This window comes from Limimaricola sp., from assembly GCF_016125575.1.
Lineage (GTDB): Bacteria > Pseudomonadota > Alphaproteobacteria > Rhodobacterales > Rhodobacteraceae > WGLM01.
Genome location: NZ_WGLM01000001.1, coordinates 193,351 through 211,555 on the forward strand (window position 1 = coordinate 193,351; position 18,205 = coordinate 211,555).

Annotated in this window: 19 protein-coding genes; 9 read left to right on the top strand and 10 right to left on the bottom strand. The window is 66.6% G+C overall.

Annotation, left to right across the window (positions count from 1 at the left end):
* Window positions 1-71 precede the first annotated feature (71 nt).
* Both GC146_RS01080 and GC146_RS01085 read left to right on the top strand, forming a co-directional pair.
* Complete coding sequence (locus GC146_RS01080; protein ID WP_291833135.1) at window positions 72-623, top strand: 2OG-Fe(II) oxygenase; 552 nt, start codon at window positions 72-74, stop codon at window positions 621-623.
* 109 nt (window positions 624-732) lie between these two features.
* Complete coding sequence (locus GC146_RS01085) at window positions 733-2,202, top strand: MFS transporter (protein ID WP_291833137.1); 1,470 nt, start codon at window positions 733-735, stop codon at window positions 2,200-2,202.
* 6 nt (window positions 2,203-2,208) lie between these two features.
* On the opposite strand, the gene GC146_RS01090 is transcribed toward GC146_RS01085, so the two are convergent.
* The 3 genes from GC146_RS01090 to GC146_RS01100 form a co-directional block, all read right to left on the bottom strand.
* A complete protein-coding gene (locus tag GC146_RS01090; RefSeq protein WP_291833140.1) occupies window positions 2,209-3,156 on the bottom strand; it encodes a 1-phosphofructokinase family hexose kinase in 948 nt (315 codons plus the stop codon).
* A 66-nt stretch (window positions 3,157-3,222) separates the two neighbouring features.
* A complete protein-coding gene (locus tag GC146_RS01095) occupies window positions 3,223-4,143 on the bottom strand; it encodes an MBL fold metallo-hydrolase (protein WP_291833143.1) in 921 nt (306 codons plus the stop codon).
* 100 nt (window positions 4,144-4,243) lie between these two features.
* Window positions 4,244-4,633, bottom strand: a complete 390-nt coding sequence (locus GC146_RS01100) for a metallopeptidase family protein (protein ID WP_291833146.1) — start codon at window positions 4,631-4,633, stop codon at window positions 4,244-4,246.
* Window positions 4,634-4,694: 61 nt separating this feature from the next.
* Here GC146_RS01100 and gltX point away from each other — a divergent pair, with 61 nt between their 5' ends.
* Window positions 4,695-6,014 (top strand): glutamate--tRNA ligase, encoded by a 1,320-nt coding sequence (gene gltX / locus GC146_RS01105; RefSeq protein ID WP_291833149.1) that lies wholly within the window; start codon window positions 4,695-4,697, stop codon window positions 6,012-6,014.
* Between the two features lie 8 nt (window positions 6,015-6,022).
* Here the strand turns inward: gltX and GC146_RS01110 are convergent, their stop codons facing one another.
* Genes GC146_RS01110 through GC146_RS01120 form a run of 3 tightly spaced genes read right to left on the bottom strand, consistent with a single transcriptional unit; the run spans window position 6,023 to window position 9,806 of the window.
* Window positions 6,023-6,586, bottom strand: a complete 564-nt coding sequence (locus GC146_RS01110; RefSeq protein ID WP_291833152.1) for a gamma-glutamylcyclotransferase family protein — start codon at window positions 6,584-6,586, stop codon at window positions 6,023-6,025.
* A complete protein-coding gene (locus GC146_RS01115) occupies window positions 6,583-9,111 on the bottom strand; it encodes an FtsX-like permease family protein (protein ID WP_291833155.1) in 2,529 nt (842 codons plus the stop codon). The genes GC146_RS01110 and GC146_RS01115 overlap by 4 nt, the downstream gene beginning before the upstream one ends.
* On the bottom strand, window positions 9,108-9,806 hold the full coding sequence (locus tag GC146_RS01120) for an ATP-binding cassette domain-containing protein (RefSeq protein WP_291833158.1): 699 nt from the start codon (window positions 9,804-9,806) through the stop codon (window positions 9,108-9,110). The genes GC146_RS01115 and GC146_RS01120 overlap by 4 nt, the downstream gene beginning before the upstream one ends.
* On the opposite strand from GC146_RS01120, the gene GC146_RS01125 reads away from it, so the two are divergent.
* Window positions 9,805-10,503 carry an arylesterase gene (locus tag GC146_RS01125; RefSeq protein WP_291833161.1) on the top strand — a complete coding sequence of 233 codons (699 nt, stop codon included), beginning with the start codon at window positions 9,805-9,807 and terminating at the stop codon, window positions 10,501-10,503. The genes GC146_RS01120 and GC146_RS01125 overlap by 2 nt on opposite strands.
* A 42-nt stretch (window positions 10,504-10,545) precedes the next feature.
* Here the strand turns inward: GC146_RS01125 and GC146_RS01130 are convergent, their stop codons facing one another.
* From GC146_RS01130 to GC146_RS01140, 3 genes are all read right to left on the bottom strand, one after another.
* The gene (locus GC146_RS01130) at window positions 10,546-10,752 is read right to left on the bottom strand and encodes a cold-shock protein (protein ID WP_291833165.1); all 207 of its coding nucleotides are present in this window, start codon (window positions 10,750-10,752) and stop codon (window positions 10,546-10,548) included.
* Window positions 10,753-10,965: 213 nt separating this feature from the next.
* Entirely contained in the window at window positions 10,966-11,172 is a 207-nt protein-coding gene (locus tag GC146_RS01135; protein ID WP_291833167.1) for a cold-shock protein, read from the bottom strand.
* A 176-nt stretch (window positions 11,173-11,348) separates the two neighbouring features.
* On the bottom strand, window positions 11,349-11,654 hold the full coding sequence (locus tag GC146_RS01140; protein WP_291833170.1) for a TIGR03792 family protein: 306 nt from the start codon (window positions 11,652-11,654) through the stop codon (window positions 11,349-11,351).
* A 98-nt stretch (window positions 11,655-11,752) separates the two neighbouring features.
* On the opposite strand from GC146_RS01140, the gene trxC reads away from it, so the two are divergent.
* Entirely contained in the window at window positions 11,753-12,178 is a 426-nt protein-coding gene (trxC, locus tag GC146_RS01145; RefSeq protein ID WP_291833172.1) for a thioredoxin TrxC, read from the top strand.
* A 111-nt stretch (window positions 12,179-12,289) separates the two neighbouring features.
* Here the strand turns inward: trxC and ettA are convergent, their stop codons facing one another.
* Window positions 12,290-13,945: an energy-dependent translational throttle protein EttA gene (gene ettA / locus GC146_RS01150; protein WP_291833174.1), complete on the bottom strand. Its 1,656-nt coding sequence runs from the start codon at window positions 13,943-13,945 to the stop codon at window positions 12,290-12,292.
* Window positions 13,946-14,089: 144 nt separating this feature from the next.
* On the opposite strand from ettA, the gene mgrA reads away from it, so the two are divergent.
* The 4 genes from mgrA (at window position 14,090) to GC146_RS01170 (ending at window position 18,200) form a co-directional block, all read left to right on the top strand.
* On the top strand, window positions 14,090-15,118 hold the full coding sequence (gene mgrA, locus GC146_RS01155) for an L-glyceraldehyde 3-phosphate reductase (protein ID WP_291833176.1): 1,029 nt from the start codon (window positions 14,090-14,092) through the stop codon (window positions 15,116-15,118).
* A gap of 111 nt (window positions 15,119-15,229) precedes the next feature.
* The gene (locus GC146_RS01160; RefSeq protein WP_291833177.1) at window positions 15,230-15,787 is read left to right on the top strand and encodes a GNAT family N-acetyltransferase; all 558 of its coding nucleotides are present in this window, start codon (window positions 15,230-15,232) and stop codon (window positions 15,785-15,787) included.
* A complete protein-coding gene (locus tag GC146_RS01165; protein WP_291833180.1) occupies window positions 15,784-17,385 on the top strand; it encodes a glycoside hydrolase family 43 protein in 1,602 nt (533 codons plus the stop codon). Before GC146_RS01160 ends, GC146_RS01165 begins: the two co-directional genes overlap by 4 nt.
* Window positions 17,382-18,200, top strand: a complete 819-nt coding sequence (locus GC146_RS01170; protein WP_291833183.1) for a hypothetical protein — start codon at window positions 17,382-17,384, stop codon at window positions 18,198-18,200. Before GC146_RS01165 ends, GC146_RS01170 begins: the two co-directional genes overlap by 4 nt.
* The last annotated feature ends 5 nt before the right edge of the window (window positions 18,201-18,205 follow it).

Below are 18,205 nucleotides of genomic sequence, written 5' to 3' on the forward strand. Positions count from 1 at the left end.
GTCGCGCATGGGCCAGCGGGGAGGTGGCGCCCGCTCTAGATCGCGGCACCCTGCCTGAATTGCGTGCCCCGATGATTGCCGTTCACAGCCTGCCTGATGCCCTGAGCGATGCCGAATGCGACCGCATCGTGGGCTATGCCCGCGCCGCCGTTCCGCGCGATGCCCGGCTTGTCGGTGCCAATCGCGACCACAACCTGCGCCGGGCCGAGCTGACATGGCTCGACGACGTACCCGAGGCGGGCTGGGTGATGGACAGGGTGATTGACATGGTGCGCGGCGCCAACCGCGATGTCTTCGGTTTTGACCTGACCGAATTCGGCGAAAGCCCGCAGGTGGCCCGATATGGCGCCGAGCGCGAGGGGCATTTCGACTGGCACGCCGATATCGGCGACGGGCGGCTGGCGGCCAAGCGCAAACTGACAATCGTGGTGCAGCTGAGCGCGGCAGACGATTACACCGGCGGTTTGCTGGAAGTCATGCCGTCGGGCCACGCGGTGACGGCCAACGCGGCGCGCGGCACGGCGACGCTGTTTCCGGCCTTCCTGCTGCACCGGGTGACGCCCGTCACGGCGGGCGAGCGGTTTTCACTGACGGTCTGGGCACACGGGCCGGCTTTTCGCTGATCTCGGGCGGCTAATTCTCGCCGTGGACGTGACATTTTCGCGCAACCCGCTATCTGTCGCGACAACGTCGGCCCGTTTCGCCGCCTCCCATACCCCAAGGAACCCCCCGATGACCGATTCGCATCACGACGACCTGTTGCCCGGACGCTGGATCGCCATGGCAGCATTGCTGGTGGCGGGTTTCATGAACCTGATCGACGTGACGATCGTCAACGTCGCGCTGCCGTCGATGCAAAATGCGTTCGGCGCAACCGACAGCCAGATCGAATGGGTCGTGGCGATCTACATCCTGACGTTCGCGCTGTTTCTGCTGCCGTCGGGGCGGCTGGGCGACGTGATCGGACGGCGGGTGATGTTCGTTGCGGGCGTCATCGTCTTCACGGTGGGCTCGGCCGCCTGCGGCATGGCCCCGACAATCGAGGCGCTGGTGGCTTCGCGCGTGCTGCAAGGTATTGGCGGTGCGATGATGACGCCGCAGACGCTGGCCATCGTGCCGGTGATTTTTCCGCCGAAAGAACGCGGCATGGCGTTCGCGCTTTTCGGTCTGTCGGCCGGGTTGGCCTCGGTCACGGGGCCGGTGCTGGGTGGGTTCCTGATCGGCGCCAATCTCTGGGGTCTGGACTGGCGGCCAATCTTTCTGGTCAACCTGCCGGTCGGCGTGATCGCAGTGCTGGCTGCCATGCGCTACGTGCCCAAGATTCCGGGTCATGCAGGGCTGAAGCTTGACTTTGTCGGTATTGCGCTGGCCGGTGCGGCGCTGCTGATGGTTCTTTTCCCGCTGATCGAGGGGCGCCAACTGGGATGGCCGGTGTGGTGCTTCGTGATGATGGCGGGTGCGCTGGTGATGGCGGGTCTGTTCCTGTGGTGGGAACGGCGGCAGGCGTCGCGCGACGGGGCCCAACTTTTGCCGGTCAGCCTGCTGGCCAACCGCGACTACCTGATGGGCAGTGGTTTGGTGATGCTGATTTTCGGCGGCGTGCCGGGTTTCTTTCTGGTGCTTGCGATCTTCCTGCAAGTGGGCAACGGGCTGACCCCGCTGCAATCGGGCCTGACGACGATGCCCTTCTCGGTCGGCGTGCTGTTGGCCTCGCTCGCGTCGGGGCGGCTGGGCATCCGCTGGCCGCGCGAACGGATCATGGTGGGCGCATTGTGCCTGACGGCCGGCATGATCGCGCTGCGCTTTGTGTTGCCGGGCGCGGGCGAGCCGTTCTCGCGGGTTGCGCTGATGCTGCCGCTGGTGCTTGCGGGGATCGGCCTTGGCACCTCGATCTCGCCGCTGTTCCAGACGGTTCTGGCCAATGTTCATGGCCGCGATACGGGCTCGGCTTCGGGTGCGCTGCAGGCGTTCCAGCAGGTGGGCGGCGCGCTGGGCGTGGCCATCATGGGCGAATTGTTCTTCTCGACATTGCGTGGCGGCATGGCGGGCGGTGGCGATCCGCATCCCGTTTTCACGCTGGCGCTCGATACCGCGTTGATCTTCAACACGGCGGTATTCCTGCTGGTGTCGTTGCTGGTCTGGCGGCTTCCTGCCCCGCAGTTGGACGGGCAGACGGGCCGCCCGCCGGTCAGCGCCGAGTAGGCGCCGTCAGATCGGCGCCACGATGCACTGCGGCAGGAGGGCTTCGAAATCCTCGGCCCGGCACAGTTCGGTCCCTTCGGTCATCACTGCGGCGCTGGCAGCGGCAGACCCGTGGGCAAGCGCCTCTTCCAGCGGCAGATCCATCGCGAGCGCGCGGGTGAAGGCACCGACAAAGGTGTCACCCGCGCCGACCTTGCTGACAACCTGCACCTTGGCGGCGACGACGTGGACCTGCATGTCACGCGTGACGAGGACCGACCCTTCGGCCCCGCGTGCCACGATCACGATCTCTGCCGCGCCACGTGCGACGAGGTCGGCCGCAAAGGCGGCGCTGTCGGCACGACGGGGAAGGGCGCGCAGGGCCAGCCCCTCGGCCTCTTCCTGGTCCATGCGCAGGACCAGTGGATGCGCATCCTGTCCACGGGCGAGATAGGCAAGCGCCGGGCCGGAGGTATCGACGATGACCTTGGTTCCGGTGGCGCGCAGATCGGCGCAGAGGCGGGCGTAAAGATCGGGCTGGGCGCCGGAGGGGCCGCTGCCACTGAGCACGACAAAGCCGTCAGAGGGTGCAACGGCCACGATTGCGGCAGCAGCCGCATCAATATCTGCCGGCGCCCAGACAGGGCCGGGCAGCATGAAACGGAACTGGTCGTTCAGGCCCAGATCGGTCACGGCGAGGCTTTGCCGCGTTTCACCTGGCGCGGGATGCACGACCGGATCAAGGCCGCCATCGCGCAGCATACGCTCTAACCGTTCGCCGGTATCACCGCCAAGCGCCACGAAGGCCCGCACCCCTCCGCCAAGCTGGTGGATGGCGCGGGCCACGTTGATACCGCCGCCGCCCGGATCGATCTGCGGTGCGCTGCAGCGTAGTTTCACCCCCGGCTCGACATGGCCGACAGAGGTCGCGATATCGAGCGCGGGATTGAGCGTAATGGTCAGGATCGGGTGCATCGGCGGAATCGTCACGGTATTGCTGTTAGCGCTACCTTACAGGACGGCCCGCCGATGCCAACAGGGCTAGAGCATCAACTGATAGCTTTGCGGTACGAAGCGGAAACCCTCACCCGCGGCCTCGACAAAGCCGGCGCCGGGGAAGGGCATGTGGTAACCGATCATCGGCACGCGGTCGGCGGCGAGCATGCCCAGCATCTTCTGGCGCGATTGCGCCGCCATTGCCTTGTCCGCGTCAAAGCTGACCTCCCAGGTCGGGTGGGCCAGCGAATAGACGTAGTGATTGGCAAGGTCGGCGGTCAGCAGCAACTGTTTGCCGCCGCTTTCCAGCATGAACACCATGTGGCCCGGCGTGTGGCCGAAGGCGTTCATGCCCGTGATGCCGGGGCGCACATCGGTCATGTCGCCGATGAAGGTCATCTTGTCGGCCAGGGGGCGCACCTTGGCCTCGAAGCCGTCGTCGTTCATCGCGGCCCAGGCGTCATACTCGGTCTGGCCGGTGATGTAGGCGGCATTGGCGAAGGTCTCGGCGCCGTTGGCATCGGTCAGGCCGCCGATGTGGTCGCCGTGCATATGGGTCAGCACGACATGGGTGATCTGGTCGGGCGTGTAGCCCGCGGCGGCCAGCGCGGCGATGGTGCCTTCGGCGGCCGGGCCGGTATCGAAGAGGATTTTCTCGGCTCCGGTATCTACGACAGTCGGGGTGAAGAAGAACTGCGCCACGTCGGCGGGCAGGAAGGCCTGCTGGCTGACCTCGGCGAAGGTCGCGTCATCGACGTTCAGGCCAAAGATCTTGTGTGGTTCGGGCACCGCGCGCGAGCCAGACAGCAGGGTGGTTACGCGGAATTCGCCCAGCGTGAAATCGCGAAATTGCGGCAGCGAGGCCGAGGTAGACGCGGCTGCGGCCGGGGTTGCAACAGTGGACAGGGTGGCGGCCAAAGGCAGGGCGGCACCGGACAGAAGGGCCTGTCGGCGGGTCAGTGTCATGGTCGTCTCCTCATTAGGAACGGGTTACAGTTCTTAAGAGGTAGGTGACGGCGGCGCGACTGCGGCCTTCACGGATGCACGGGGACTTGTGCGCTTTCGCTCAGGTCCACCACTGGTCGATGGCGGCGATCTGGTCGTCCGACCAACCGAAGTGGTGGGCGAATTCATGCACGGTGACATGGGCCACCAGTTCGTCCAGCGTGACGCCGGGCCTGTCCTGCAGTTCCTCTAGGATCGGCGCACGGAACAGCCAGACGGTATCGGGGCCGTCGGGGATGTCGTCGTAACGCTTATGGGTCAGCGGCACGCCGGTATAGAGGCCGGTGATGTCCCAAGGGTCTTCGCCCTCTTCCAGCATCTCGTCGGGGATCAGGTCCTCGACCACGATCTCGACCATCACGGCATGGCCGCGAAATTGCGGCGGAAAGGCCGCGACGGTCGCCTCGGCGATGCGCAGGATGTCTTCGGGGCTGGGATCGGTGCTGCTCATGGCCCTGATATGGACAAAACCGGGCCGGTGTGAAAGAGCCAAGCGCGAACAGGAGAGCGCCATGACAACGACCCGTTTCGCCCCGTCCCCTACCGGCTGGATCCATATCGGCAACCTGCGCGCGGCGCTTTTCAACTATGCCATCGCGCGCCAGAACGGCGGCCAGTTCATCCTGCGCATCGACGACACTGACCCCGAGCGGTCGAAGGAAGAATACGTCGAGGGGCTGAAGGCCGACCTGCAATGGCTGGGCCTGACCTGGGACCGGATTGAGCGGCAGTCGCTGCGGCTGGACCGCTACGCCGAGGCAAAGGCGCGGCTGGTGGCCGAGGGGCGCGTTTACGAATGCTTCGAGACGCCGGTGGAGCTGGACCTCAAGCGCAAGAAGCAACTGAACATGGGCAAGCCGCCGGTCTATGACCGCGCCGCGCTGGCCCTGTCGGAGGCCGAGAAGGACAAGCTGCGCGCCGAGCGGCCCAGCCACTGGCGTTTCAAGCTCGACCTTGAGCGGATCGAGTGGGAGGACGGCATCCTTGGCCCGATTTCCATCGACGCCGCCAGCGTCAGCGATCCGGTGCTGTTCAAGGAGGACGGGCAGGTCCTTTATACCTTCGCTTCGGTCGTCGATGACGTGGAGATGGGGATTACCGACATCGTGCGCGGCGGCGACCATGTGACCAACACCGCGACGCAGATCCAGATCATCAAGGCGCTGGGCGGTACCGTGCCGCGCTTTGCCCACCATTCGCTGCTGACCGGCCCCGATGGCGAGAAGCTGTCCAAGCGGATCGGCGCGCTGGCGCTGCGCGACATGCGGGCCAAGGGCATCGCGCCGATGGCGGTTCTCAGCCTGATGGCGCGGCTGGGGTCGAGCGACCCGGTCGAGATGCGCCAGACGGTGCAGGAGGTGGTCGATGGCTTCGTGCTGGGCCATTTCGGGTCGGCACCGACCAAGTTCGACCCGGCCGACCTGGAACCCCTGACCGCCCGCTACAATGCGGCGCTGCCGTTTGCCGCGGTGGCGGACCGGATCGCGGCGCTGGGCGTGCCGGATGCGCTGGCCGAACGGTTCTGGGACACGGTGAAGGGCAACATCACCTTCCTCGACGACATGGCGCCGTGGTGGGAGCTGTTTTCCAAGGGCGTGAAGGCCGAGGTGGCCCCCGAAGATGCCGATTTCGTGGCCCAGGCGCTGGGCCTGCTGGGCGAGCCGCCCTATGGCGCCGAGACCTGGGGCACCTGGACGCAGGCGGTGAAAGAGGCGACGGGCCGCAAGGGCCGGGGCCTCTTCATGCCGCTGCGCAAGGCGGTGACCGGCCGCGACAGCGGGCCGGAGATGGCCGATGTCATGCCGCTCCTGCAGGTCAAGCCGCACCTCTGAGCGGCGGATCAGGCCCGGACGACCGCGCAGCCAAGCATCGAGAGGTGATGGTCGACAAGGTCGCGCTCGGCGCTGCCGAGGCGGCGGTGACGCGGATAGCGCGGCGCGGCGCGGTCGTCGATCACCGGCGCGTCCCATCCGGCGGTGGTGGCAAAGAAACGCACCGCGCCCGCTTCGCCGTGGACCTGAAGGAAGCCCTGCACGACGGTGTCGATATAGCTGAGGATCAGCGGACCGCTGGCCGAAGGTGGCGCGATATTACCCTCTGCCACTTCGTAAACGGCGACGGGCGCGGGCGGGGCATCGTGGCTGACGGCGTGGCTGACATCGCGGCGGACATAGGCGTGTTCGCGCGCGTCGAGTGCGGCCCAGTCCGCGCCAGGGACGCGGGCGACGATGCCGTCGATCACCGTTTCGGCGTGGGGTTCGACCGACAGGAACGCGACATCGCGCAGGCTGGTATGCCGCCATACCCGCCGCCAGCCGCGCAAGGTGGCCGGGCGCGGATCGTGGTAGTCATGCGTGGCAAGGTTCACCAAGCTGCCATAGCCGAAAAATAGCGGACCCGTCATTCGCGCCCCCGCAGTGCCTGCGCCGGGCGCACGGCCATGGCGCGCAGGGCAAAGCCAAGGCCCGCCAGCATCGAGGCCGCGATGCCGCCGAGGATGACGGTCAGCGCATTGCCCCAGATGACTGTGAAATCGGTCTCCATCACGAAATGCAGCACGGCCCAGCCGCCCAGCACGCCCGCCCCCAGCGCGACCAGCCCCGCCGCCAGCCCCAGCAGCCCCGACCGCAACGCGAATGAGGCGAGGATGCGCGGCCGCGTGGCCCCCAGCGTCTTGAGCACGGCCGCCTCGTAGGTGCGGGCCTGTTCGCCCGCCGCCGCGGCCCCGATGAGCACCAGAAATCCGGTCAGCAGCGTGGCAAGTGCCCCGTAGCGGACGGCCGAGCTGATGCCGCCGACCAAGACCATCGCCTGCGCGATGGCATCGCGGATGCGGATCGCGGTGATGTTGGGATAGGCGCTGGCCAGTTCGCGCAGGATCGGCCCCTCGGCCTCGGGCGTGCAATAGACGGTGGCGATCCAGCTATGGGGCGCGCCGCGCAGCGCCGCCGGGTCCATCGACATCACGAACCCGATGCCCGCGCTTTCGAAATGCACCTCGCGGAAGCTGGAGATGGTCGCGGTAATGTCGCGGCCAAGGATGTTGACGGTGACGGTATCGCCCAGTTTCAGCCCGATCTCTTTCGCCTCGGCTGCCGAAAAGCTCATCAGCGGGGGGCCGTTGTAGTCGGCGGGCCACCACTTGCCCTCGGTCAGCGTGGTGTTGGGCGGCAGATCGGTGGAATAGGTGACGCCGCGGTCGCCCTGCACCACCCAGTGCCCGTGGGCAAAGGTCTGGGCGTCGATCCCGTTGATCTTGGTGATGATGCCGCGCAGCATCGGGGCGGCGTCGACCTTGGACACTGCCGGGTTGTCGGCCAGTTTCTGGCGGAAGCCGTCGATCTGGTCGGGCTGGATGTCGACGAAGAAGTAAGACGGCGCGACCTTCGGCAGATCGGCCGAAAAGGCGCGGCGCAGGTTGCCGTCGATCTGACCGATGCTGGCCAGCACCGCAAGGCCAAGACCCAGCGACAGAACGACCGGCACCGCCTCGCCCCCGCGGGCGCCGATGGCGCCGAGCGCGAGGCGCAGGGCGGGCCGGCCGCGCGCGGCGCGACCGCCGCGCCGGGCCAGCGTGCGGATCACGATCGCGGCCAGCGCAAGAACGACCAGCGCACCCGCCACGCCTGCGGCGGTCCAGAGCGTCAGCATTACCGCGCCCGACAATGCCGCCGCTGCCCCCAGCAGAGCCGCGAGGAGAAGCGCGGTGGCGACCAGGTAGCGCGGCGCGGGCAGGGCGCGGCCGCTGGCGGAGGCGTCGCGAAAGAGCGTTGCCGCGCGGATCTCGTCGGTGCGGGCCAGCGGCCAGAGCGTGAAGATCAGCGCCGACAGCAGGCCATAAAGCGCCGCCTCGGCCAGCGGCGCGGGGTAAAGGCTGAAATCGGCCGGAATTGGTAGGGCCGCAGCGATGGCAGGGGCGAAGACAAGCGGCAGCGCGCCGCCGATCACAACACCCAGCGCGATACCAAGAAGCGTCAGCGCGCCGATCTGCAGGAAATAGGTCTGAAAGATCGTCGCGCGCGTGGCGCCCAGCGTCTTGAGCGTGGCGATAACGCCGGTCTTGCCCGCAAGATAGGTACGTACCGCCGCCGAGACGCCCACGCCGCCCACCGCCAGCCCGCAAAGGCCCACGAGGATAAGAAATGACCCCATCCTGTCGACGAAACGCGCAGTTCCAGGCGCGCCGTGGCGCGCGTCCGACCAGCGCATCCCGGCGTCACGGTAGAGCTTTTCGGCACGGACCTTGAGCTTGGCGAGGTCTGTGCCGGGCGGCACCAGCAGGCGGTAATCTGTCGAATACAGGGTTCCGGGCTGGATCAGGCCGGAATTGGCAAGATCGCGCGTCAGCACGATCATACGCGGGCCAAGGCCGAAACCGCCCGCCGCGTTGTCCGGGTAATGCGTAAGGATCGCGCTGAGAACAAAGGTTTGCGTGCCAAGTTTGAACGTATCGCCGGGGGCAAGGCCCAGACGGTCGGTCAGTGCCTTTTCCACGACCGCGCCGGGCAGGCCATCCTTCCCGGCCAGGGCGGTCGCCAGCGGCATGGCAGGGTCGAGCGTGACCTTGCCGATCAGCGGATAGGCGTCATCCACGGCGCGGACCTGCGTTAGGCCGCGCTGGGCGGTGTCACCGCTGCCGACCACGGCCATCGAACGGAAATCGACCGTTTCCGAGACCTTGGTGGCGACCGAATGCAGGAATGCCTTCTCGGCATCGGTGGCAAAGCGATAAGTGAATTCGGCCTGCGCATCGCCGCCCAGAAGTGTAGCGCCCTGCTGGGTCAGGCCCGCCTCGATGGCGCTGCGGACCGAACCGACGCCGGCGATGGCCGCGACACCCAGCGCAAGGCAGGCGAGGAAAATGCGGAAGCCCTTCAGGCCCCCGCGCAATTCGCGCCGGGCCAAGCGGGCGGCCAGGCCAAGGCTCATTCCGCAGCCTCGGCGCGGGCGTCTTCGCCGTCGATGCGGCCGTCGCGCAGCCGGATCACCCGGTCGCAGCGGCGGGCAAGGTCGGGCGCGTGGGTGACCATGATCAGCGTGGCGCCGTGCCGGTCGCGCAGGCCGAAAAGCAGGTCGATGATCGCCGCACCATTGGCCTCGTCGAGGTTGCCGGTCGGCTCGTCGGCCAGCAGGATGCGGGGCCGGGGCGCCGCGGCGCGGGCCAGCGCCACGCGTTGCTGTTCGCCGCCCGAAAGCTGGCCGGGGTAATGGTCGGCCCGGTGGCCGAGGCCAACGGCGGCCAGTTCCTCGCGTGCGCGGTCGAAGGCGTCGGGCTTGCCGGCCAGTTCCAGCGGGGTTGCCACGTTTTCCAGTGCGGTCATCGTCGGGATGAGGTGGAAGGATTGGAACACCACCCCCATATTGTCACGGCGGAAGCGCGCCAGCGCGTCCTCGTTCATTCGCGTCAGGTCCTGGCCCAGCGCAGTGACGGTTCCGCCGGTGGCCTGTTCGAGACCGCCCATCAGCATGAGGAGAGACGACTTGCCCGACCCGCTTGGCCCGATCAGCCCAAGGCTTTCGCCCGCCTTCACCGACAGCGTGATGCCGTGCAGGATGTCCACCGTGCCGGCATTGCCCTTCAGCGACAGGCGTGCGTCGGTCAGGGTGAGGATTGCGTCGGTCATGCGGGCTGCCTCCGTTCTGGTCCGGGCCGGGGCCCGGTCAACTGGATATGGGGCGGTCCGGGGATTGCGCAACCTGAGTTTGGCGCTGCTGCTGGCAGCGGGCGCGGCACATGCCGAAACCGTGACCGTGGCGGCGCTGGGCGACAGCCTGACGCAGGGCTTCGGCCTGCCGCAACAGGACGGGTTCGTGCCGCAATTGCAGGCATGGCTCGATGCCCACGGCGCCGATGTGAAGCTAATCAACGCGGGCGTTTCGGGCGATACCACGGCCGGCGGCCTCAGCCGCGTGGATTGGACCCTGACGCCGGACGTGCAGGCGATGATCGTGGCGCTGGGCGGCAACGACCTGCTGCGCGGGATCGAGCCCTCGGTCAGCAAGGCCAACCTAGACGGCATCCTGGCCAAGGCGCAGGCGGCGGGCGTCAAGGTTCTGCTGGTGGGCCTGCCCGGGGTCGGCAATTACGGGCCCGACTACAAAGCGGCCTTCGACGGGATGTTCACCGAGCTTGCCGCGAAATACCACGTCCCGCTCTACCCCGATTTCTTCAAGGGCATCGAAGAGGCGGCCGGCAGCATGGCCAAGGCCGGACCGCTGATGCAAGCCGACGGCATCCACCCTAACAAGCAGGGCGTGGCCGACAACGTCGCAGCCATTGGCCCGGCGGTGCTGGCGCTGGTTCAAAGCGTGGGAAAATGACGGGCCCGAGGGCCGGGCCCGTCGGGATCAGTCGAAACGGCCTCAGGCCAGTTTCAGGTTGACCGCCGATTCACGGCCGTCGCGTCCGGCCTCGATGTCAAACGTGACCTTCTGGTTGTCCTTCAGGCCGGTCAGGCCCGACCGCTCGACAGCCGAGATATGCACGAAAACGTCCTTCTTGCCGCCATCAGGCGCAATGAAGCCGTAACCCTTGGTGGTGTTGAACCATTTGACGGTACCCGTCGCCATGTCCAGTTTCCTTCTTAACTCCGCTCGCGGGATGCAGCGGACCGGCTCGTCAGTGCTGATCGATTGACTGGGCCGATAAGGAGACAGGTGGTCGATAGAGGTAACGTCGCGCCCATAAGTATGAGCACGAATCGGCGCAAAATCAAGATTCATTGATTGCGCGTGATCCGCGCGGAGACATGCCCCGCGCGGGTCGTATTTTCCTGACGGGCCTTAGGCCAGCGACAGATTGACAGCCGATTCGCGGCCGTCACGGCCGGCTTCGACGTCGAAGGTGACCTTCTGGTCGTCCTTCAGGCCGGTGAGGCCCGACCGCTCGACGGCGGAGATGTGGACGAACACGTCCTTCTTGCCACCATCGGGGGCGATGAAGCCGAAGCCCTTGGTAGCGTTGAACCATTTCACGGTGCCGGTAGCCATCGTGATCTTCCTTCTCATGTTGCTGCCCGCGGAAGTGCGGCAGCCTGGCGTCGTCAGTGCAAAATCGAATGACTGGTGCCTTGGAAGGTGATCAGTGGTCGATGGAGATAACGTCTGCGCGGGTCGTATGGGGGCAGAGGCTGCGAAAAGCAAGATAAATCGTGGTCTGGTCGCAATCAGGCGACGGGTGTCAGCACGTCGAGATCAGTGCAAGACTGGATCGGGATCGACTGGCCGAGCGCCGCGGCGAAGGCTGATTCGGTCGCCTCAAGCGTGGCCCGCGGAACGGCCTTCCACTGGTCTCGGCTGGCCCAGCGGATAATCAGGTGCAGCATCTCTGGCGTCGCCGCATCGCGCCAGGTTTCCTTGCTGATGAAACCCGGCTGGGCGGCCAGCGTTGCCGTCCAGATCGCGGCATCATTGGCAAGATAGGCGGCCTGCAAGGACAGCGGGACGCGGACAGTGAGATGTTCGATGACCATGATGCGGTCTTAGCGCCGTGTCTCACGCTGTCCAGCGCCCTCTTGAGCGACAGGGCCCGAAAACATATCTGAATGGAAATGTTTTATGGAGGCTGATGATGGCGGGACTGAAACTGACATGCCTCGACTGCGGGCAGGTGAACCGGGTGCCGGGCGAAAAGCTGTCATCCGGGCCGAAATGCGCGGTCTGCGGGGCCAAGCTGGTGACCGACAAGGCGGTGGAGGTGGACCTGTCCACGCTGGAGAAGGCCGCGCGCAACGACGACTTGCCGCTGGTGGTGGATTTCTGGGCGCCGTGGTGCGGCCCATGCCGGATGATGGCGCCCGAGTTTGCCAAGGCGGCCGGCACGCTGGCCGGCAAGGCGCGGCTTGTGAAACTTAACACCGAGGCCGACCAGGGGGCGGGAATGAAATACAACATCCGCGCAATCCCGACGATGGTGAAGTTCCAGGGCGGACGCGAGGTGAAGCGGCAATCGGGCGCGGGCAACGCGGCGCAGATTGCCGGGTGGGTGGGGGTTTAGGCGTATTCGGTTGACGTTGACTGAATGGCCATCCGTCCCCGACTTTCAGTTGAGATGGCAGCCCTGCCCGGCGTGTTCGCCGGGCAGGGGTCGACGATCGCCTTTGGCGTCTTACCGCACGAACTTCTTGAACTTCACGCGCTTGGGCTCCAGCGCGTCGGCGCCCAGCCGGCGTTTCTTGTCTTCCTCGTAATCCTCGAAGTTGCCTTGGAACCATTCGACATGAGCGTCGCCCTCGAAGGCGAGGATGTGGGTGCAGATGCGGTCGAGGAAGAAGCGGTCGTGGCTGATCACCACCGCGCAGCCCGCGAAATCGACCAGCGCATCTTCCAGCGCGCGCAAGGTTTCGACATCGAGGTCGTTGGTCGGTTCGTCGAGGAGCAGCACGTTGCCGCCCGATTTCAGCAGCTTGGCCATGTGGACGCGGTTGCGCTCGCCGCCCGACAGAAGGCCCACCTTTTTCTGCTGGTCGCCGCCCTTGAAGTTGAAGGCCGAGCAATAGGCACGGCTGTTCATCGTGGCATCGCCCAGTTCGATCAGTTCGGCGCCGCCGCTGATCTCTTCCCACACGGTCGCCTTGGGATCGAGCGCGTCGCGGCTTTGGTCGACATAGGCCAGCTTGGCCGTCTCGCCGTAGCTGATCGTGCCGGCGTCGGGTTCGATCTGGCCTGTCAGCATGCCGAAGAGGGTGGATTTGCCCGCCCCGTTGGGGCCGATCACGCCGACGATGCCGCCCGGCGGCAGGTCGAAGCTGAGGTCTTCGATCAACAGCTTGTCGCCCATGTGTTTTTTCAGGCCCTCGACGGAAATGACCTTGCCGCCAAGGCGTGGCCCGTGCGGGATGATGATCTGGGCGCGACCCATCTTCTCGCGCTCCGACTGGCCGGCCATCTCGTTATAGGCGGCGATCCGCGCCTTGGACTTGGCCTGCCGCGCCTTGGCGCCCTGCCGCATCCACTCCAGTTCGCGCTCAAGTGTCTTCTGGCGCGACTTGTCGTCCTTCGCCTCGCGCTCCAACCGCTTGGCTTTGGCCTCGAGCCAGCTGGAATAGTTGCCCTCGTGCGGGATGCCCGCGCCCCGGTCCAACTCGAGGATCCAGCCGGTGATCGCGTCGAGGAAGTAGCGGTCGTGGGTGACGATCAGGATCGTCCCCTTGTAGTCGACAAGGTGCTGCTGCAGCCACGCGATGGTCTCGGCATCAAGGTGGTTGGTGGGTTCGTCCAGAAGCAGCATGTCGGGCGCCTCCAGCAGCAGCTTGCACAGGGCCACACGCCGTTTTTCACCGCCCGACAGGGTGGTGACATCGGCATCGTCGGGCGGGCAGCGCAGCGCCTCGAGGCTGACATCGATCTGCGCGTCGAGATCCCACAGGTTCTGCGCGTCGATCTCGTCCTGCAACTTTGCCATTTCGTCGGCGGTCTCGTCGGAATAGTTCATGGCAAGTTCGTTGTAGCGGTCAAGAATCGCCTTCTTGGCGGCCACGCCCAGCATGACGTTCTCGCGTACGTTCAGCTTGGGGTCGAGTTCGGGTTCCTGCGGCAGGTAGCCCACGCGTGCGCCCTCGGCGGCCCAGGCCTCGCCCTGGAAATCCTTGTCCTGACCGGCCATGATCCGCATCAGCGAGGATTTCCCCGAGCCGTTGACCCCCACGACGCCGATCTTCACGCCGGGCAGGAAATTCAGCCGGATGTTCTCGAACACCTTCTTGCCGCCGGGGTAGGTCTTGGACACGCCGTCCATGAAATAGACGTATTGGTAAGCAGCCATCGGAAACTCCTGTCGTCGCGGGTTGCGGCCTCAATACCGGGGCCGGGCGGCAGGGGCAATCGGCTGCGGGACCGGCATTTGACAGCCGCCCGCTTTCGCGGTTTGACTGCGGCGACCGAAGCGTAAACGATTTAGGAGTCCGCCATGACCTACCGCCCCGCCGCCGACCGCTACGAGAAGATGGTCTATCGCCGCTGCGGGGCCTCGGGGGTGAAGCTGCCGGCGATCAGCCTGGGCCTGTGGCACAATTTCGGCCACGACATGCCGCACGCCACCAAGCGTGAGATCTGCCGCACGGCCTTTGACCTCGGCATCACCCACTTCGACCTGGCCAACAACTACGGCCCGCCGCCCGGCAGCGCCGAGGAGGCGTTCGGCGAGATCCTGCGGACCGATTTCCGCGGCTACCGCGACGAGCTGATCATCAGCTCCAAGGCCGGCTACCTGATGTGGGATGGGCCATACGGCGAATGGGGCAGCCGGAAATACCTGGTGGCCTCCTGCGACCAGAGCCTGAAACGGATGGGCCTTGATTACGTCGACATCTTCTATTCCCACCGCTTCGACCCCGACACGCCGCTGGAAGAGACGATGGGGGCGCTGGATTACATCGTGCGGTCGGGCCGCGCGCTTTATGCCGGGATTTCCAGCTACAATTCCGAACGCACGCGGCAGGCGGTGGCGATCCTGAAGGATCTGGGCACGCCCTGCCTGATCCACCAGCCGAGCTACAACATGCTCAACCGCTGGGTCGAGCGGGACGGGCTGAAGGAGACGCTGGCCGAGCTGGGCGTCGGCTCGATCGCGTTCACGCCGCTGGCGCAGGGGATGCTGACGACGAAATACCTTGGCGGCATCCCGAAGGACAGCCGCGCGGCGCAGGACAAGTCGCTGGACAAGGCGATGCTGTCGGACCGCGCGCTGGCCCATATCGCGAAACTGAACGAGATCGCCCAAGCAAGGGGCCAGACGCTGGCGCAGATGGCGATTGCTTGGGTACTGCGCGAGGGCGGCATCACCAGCGCGTTGATCGGCGCCTCGAAACCGTCACAGGTTGAGGATTGTGCGGGTGCGGTGCGCAATCTGGATTTCACCGCCGAAGAATTGGCGGAAATCGACAAGTATGCCGACGAGGAGCAGATCAACCTCTGGGCCCGGTCGTCGGATGCGTGACGGCGTGAGCGGCCCTTGCCTCGGGGCTCCGCCCCGGACCCCGGGAGTATTTAGGGCCAGAAGAAGGGGGATCGGGGGGGATTGAGCGCATCGAGACTCTCCACGGACGCGTTGAGCCCGGCGACTTGGCCGGGATATGCCGCCCTGATCGAGCGCCACGGCGGCGTGTTCGGCGGGTGCTGGTGCCTGGCCTTTCACGCGGGCACCAAGGGTGGCAGTTTTGCCGAGCGGCGCGCGCTGAAGGAGAGGCTGGTTGCCGAGGGGCGCAGCCATGCGGGGCTGGTGTTTGACGGCGCGGACTGCATCGGCTGGGCGCAGTTCGGCCGGGTAGCGGAATTGCCCGCGATCAAGGCCAGACGGGCCTACGAGGCGGGGCGCGGGGACGATCCGCTGCCGGACTGGCGCATCACGTGCTTTTTCGTCGACAAGGCGCATCGCCGGCAGGGCGTGGCGGCGCGGGCGTTGGAGGCGGCGCTGGCGGAGATCGCGCGGGAGGGCGGCGGCGTGGTCGAAGCCTATCCCGAGGCGCTGGAGGGGCAGAAGACCGCGGCCGGGTTCCTGTGGGGCGGCATGCTGGGGCTATTCGAACGGGCGGGTTTCGCGCCCATCCGCAAGATCGGGCTGCACCGCTGGGTGGTGCGCAAGACAATCGAAGGGAGACGTTCATGATCCGCAATCCGGTCCTGCCGGGGTTCAACCCCGACCCGTCCTTCTGCCGCGTAGGCGAGGATTACTACCTCGCGACCTCGACCTTCGAGTGGTATCCGGGCGTGCAGATCTTTCATTCGCGCGACCTGGTGAACTGGCGGCTGGTGGCGCGGCCGCTGAACCGGGCGGCCCTTCTGGACATGCGCGGTAATCCTGACAGTTGCGGCATCTGGGCACCCTGCCTGAGCCATGACGGCACCGCGTTCTGGCTGGTCTATACCGACGTCAAGCGGCTGGATGGCGCGTTCAAGGACGCGCATAACTACATCACCCGTTGCGAGACGGTGGACGGGGTCTGGTCGGACCCGTGGTATGTCAATTCCAGCGGCTTCGACCCCTCGCTGTTCCACGACGATGACGGGCGCAAGTGGTTCGTCAACATGCGCTGGAACCATCGCGGCAAGGGGTCGGGGGCGAACCCCGCGCATGATGCCTTCGACGGCATCCTGTTGCAGGAATGGTCGCCCGAACGGGGGCTGATCGGGCCGGTGACCAACATCTTCAACGGCAGTCCGCGCGGGCTGACCGAGGCGCCGCACCTCTTCAAGCGGGAGGGCTATTACTACCTGACCACCGCCGAGGGCGGCACCGGTTATGACCACGCGGTTACGCTGGCGCGCTCGCGCGACATTCGCGGGCCTTACGAGGTGCACCCCGAGGCGCATGTCATCTGTGCTGCGGGCAGTGACGGGCCGATCCAGCGCACCGGGCATGGCCAATATGTCGAGACGCATTGGGGCCGGCATTACCATTCCTTCCTGATGGGGCGGCCGCTGCCGGGGCCGGATGGCAAGCCGTTCTGCGCCACGGGGCGCGAAAGCGGGCTGGAAGAGGTGGTCTGGCGCGATGGCTGGCTTTACCTTGCCGCGGGCGGTCAGGTGCCGCGGGCCGCGGTGCCCGCGCCGGTGGATATCGTACCCGCCCCGCGCGGGCCGGTGCGGCGGCAGTTTTCGGGCGCGCTGCCGGACGAGTTTCAGTGGCTGCGCACCCCCGAGCCTGACCGCATCTTTCGCATGGAGCCGGACGCGCTGGTGCTGATCGGGCGCGAAAGCATCGGCTCGTGGTTCGAACAGGCGCTGGTCGCCCGGCGGCAGGAGGACCAAGTCTATACGGCGGAAACCACGGTGGATTTCACGCCCGAGACTTACCAGCAGGCGGCAGGGCTGACGACCTATTACAACCGGCACAAGTTTCACGCGACGCTGGTGACGCACGAGGCCGGGACGGGACGGGTGCTGGTGGTCATGTCCTGCGCGGGCGACTGGCCGGGCGAGCGGCTGACATGGCCCGCGGCACCCGTGCCGCTGGAGGACGGGCCGGTCGAGGTGCGGGTGACGGTTAATGGCGCGCGGCAGCAGTTCTGGTGGCGGCAGGGCGGCGACTGGCAGGCTCTGGGGCCGGAGCTGGACGCAAGCGTGGTCTCGGACGAGGGCGGAAAGGGCGAACACGCCTCGTTCACCGGGGCCTTCGTGGGCATGGTCGCGTTCGACGTGACGGGGCAGGCGGCCGAGGCGCGGTTTGCGCGTTTCGACTATCTTCCAGCGGACGGTGGCGCATGATCAGCGAACTTTGCACCGCGAATCGTGAGGGCGACGTGCGCGTTGTCCTGCGCCACGAGGGACGGATCGAGGCGCCGAACTGGCACCCGGAGGGCTACCTGATCGTCAATGGCGACGGGCTGCTTTACCGCGTCCCGCTGGACGCGCCGCGGCTGGATCGGATCGACACCGGCTTTGCCACGGGGTGCAACAACGATCACGGCCTTTCGCCGGACGGTGCGTGGCTGGCGATCTCGGACAAGACCGAGACGGGCGCGTCCTGCATCTACATCCTGCCCGTCGGCGGCGGGGTGCCGCGGCGGGTGACGCCGAAGGTGCCCAGCTGGTTTCATGGCTGGTCGCCCGACGGGGCGCGGCTGGCCTATGTCGGCGCGCGCGACGGCGGGCCGATCCTGCTTTACAACTGCGCGCTGGACGGGTCGGACGAGCGGCTTCTGACGCCGGGCTTCGACCATGTCGACGGGCCGGATTACACGCCGGACGGCCAGTGGATCTGGTTTAACGGCGAAAAGGACGGCGCGGTAGACCTTTGGCGCGTGCGGCCCGATGGCCGCGACATGGAACGGATGACCGAGGGCGCGGAGGTGGACTGGTTCCCGCACCCTGCGCCGCTGGGCGATGACGTGCTGTGGCTGGCCTTTCCGCCGGGCACGAAAGGGCATCCGGCGGACCTGCAGGTGCGGCTGCGGCTGATGCCGGCGGCAGGTGGGACCGCGCGCGATATCCTGACGCTCTTTGGTGGGCAGGGCAGCCTCAACGTGCCATGCTGGGCGCCGGACGGGTCGCGTTTCGCCTTCATGCGTTACGTGCCTTGAAACGA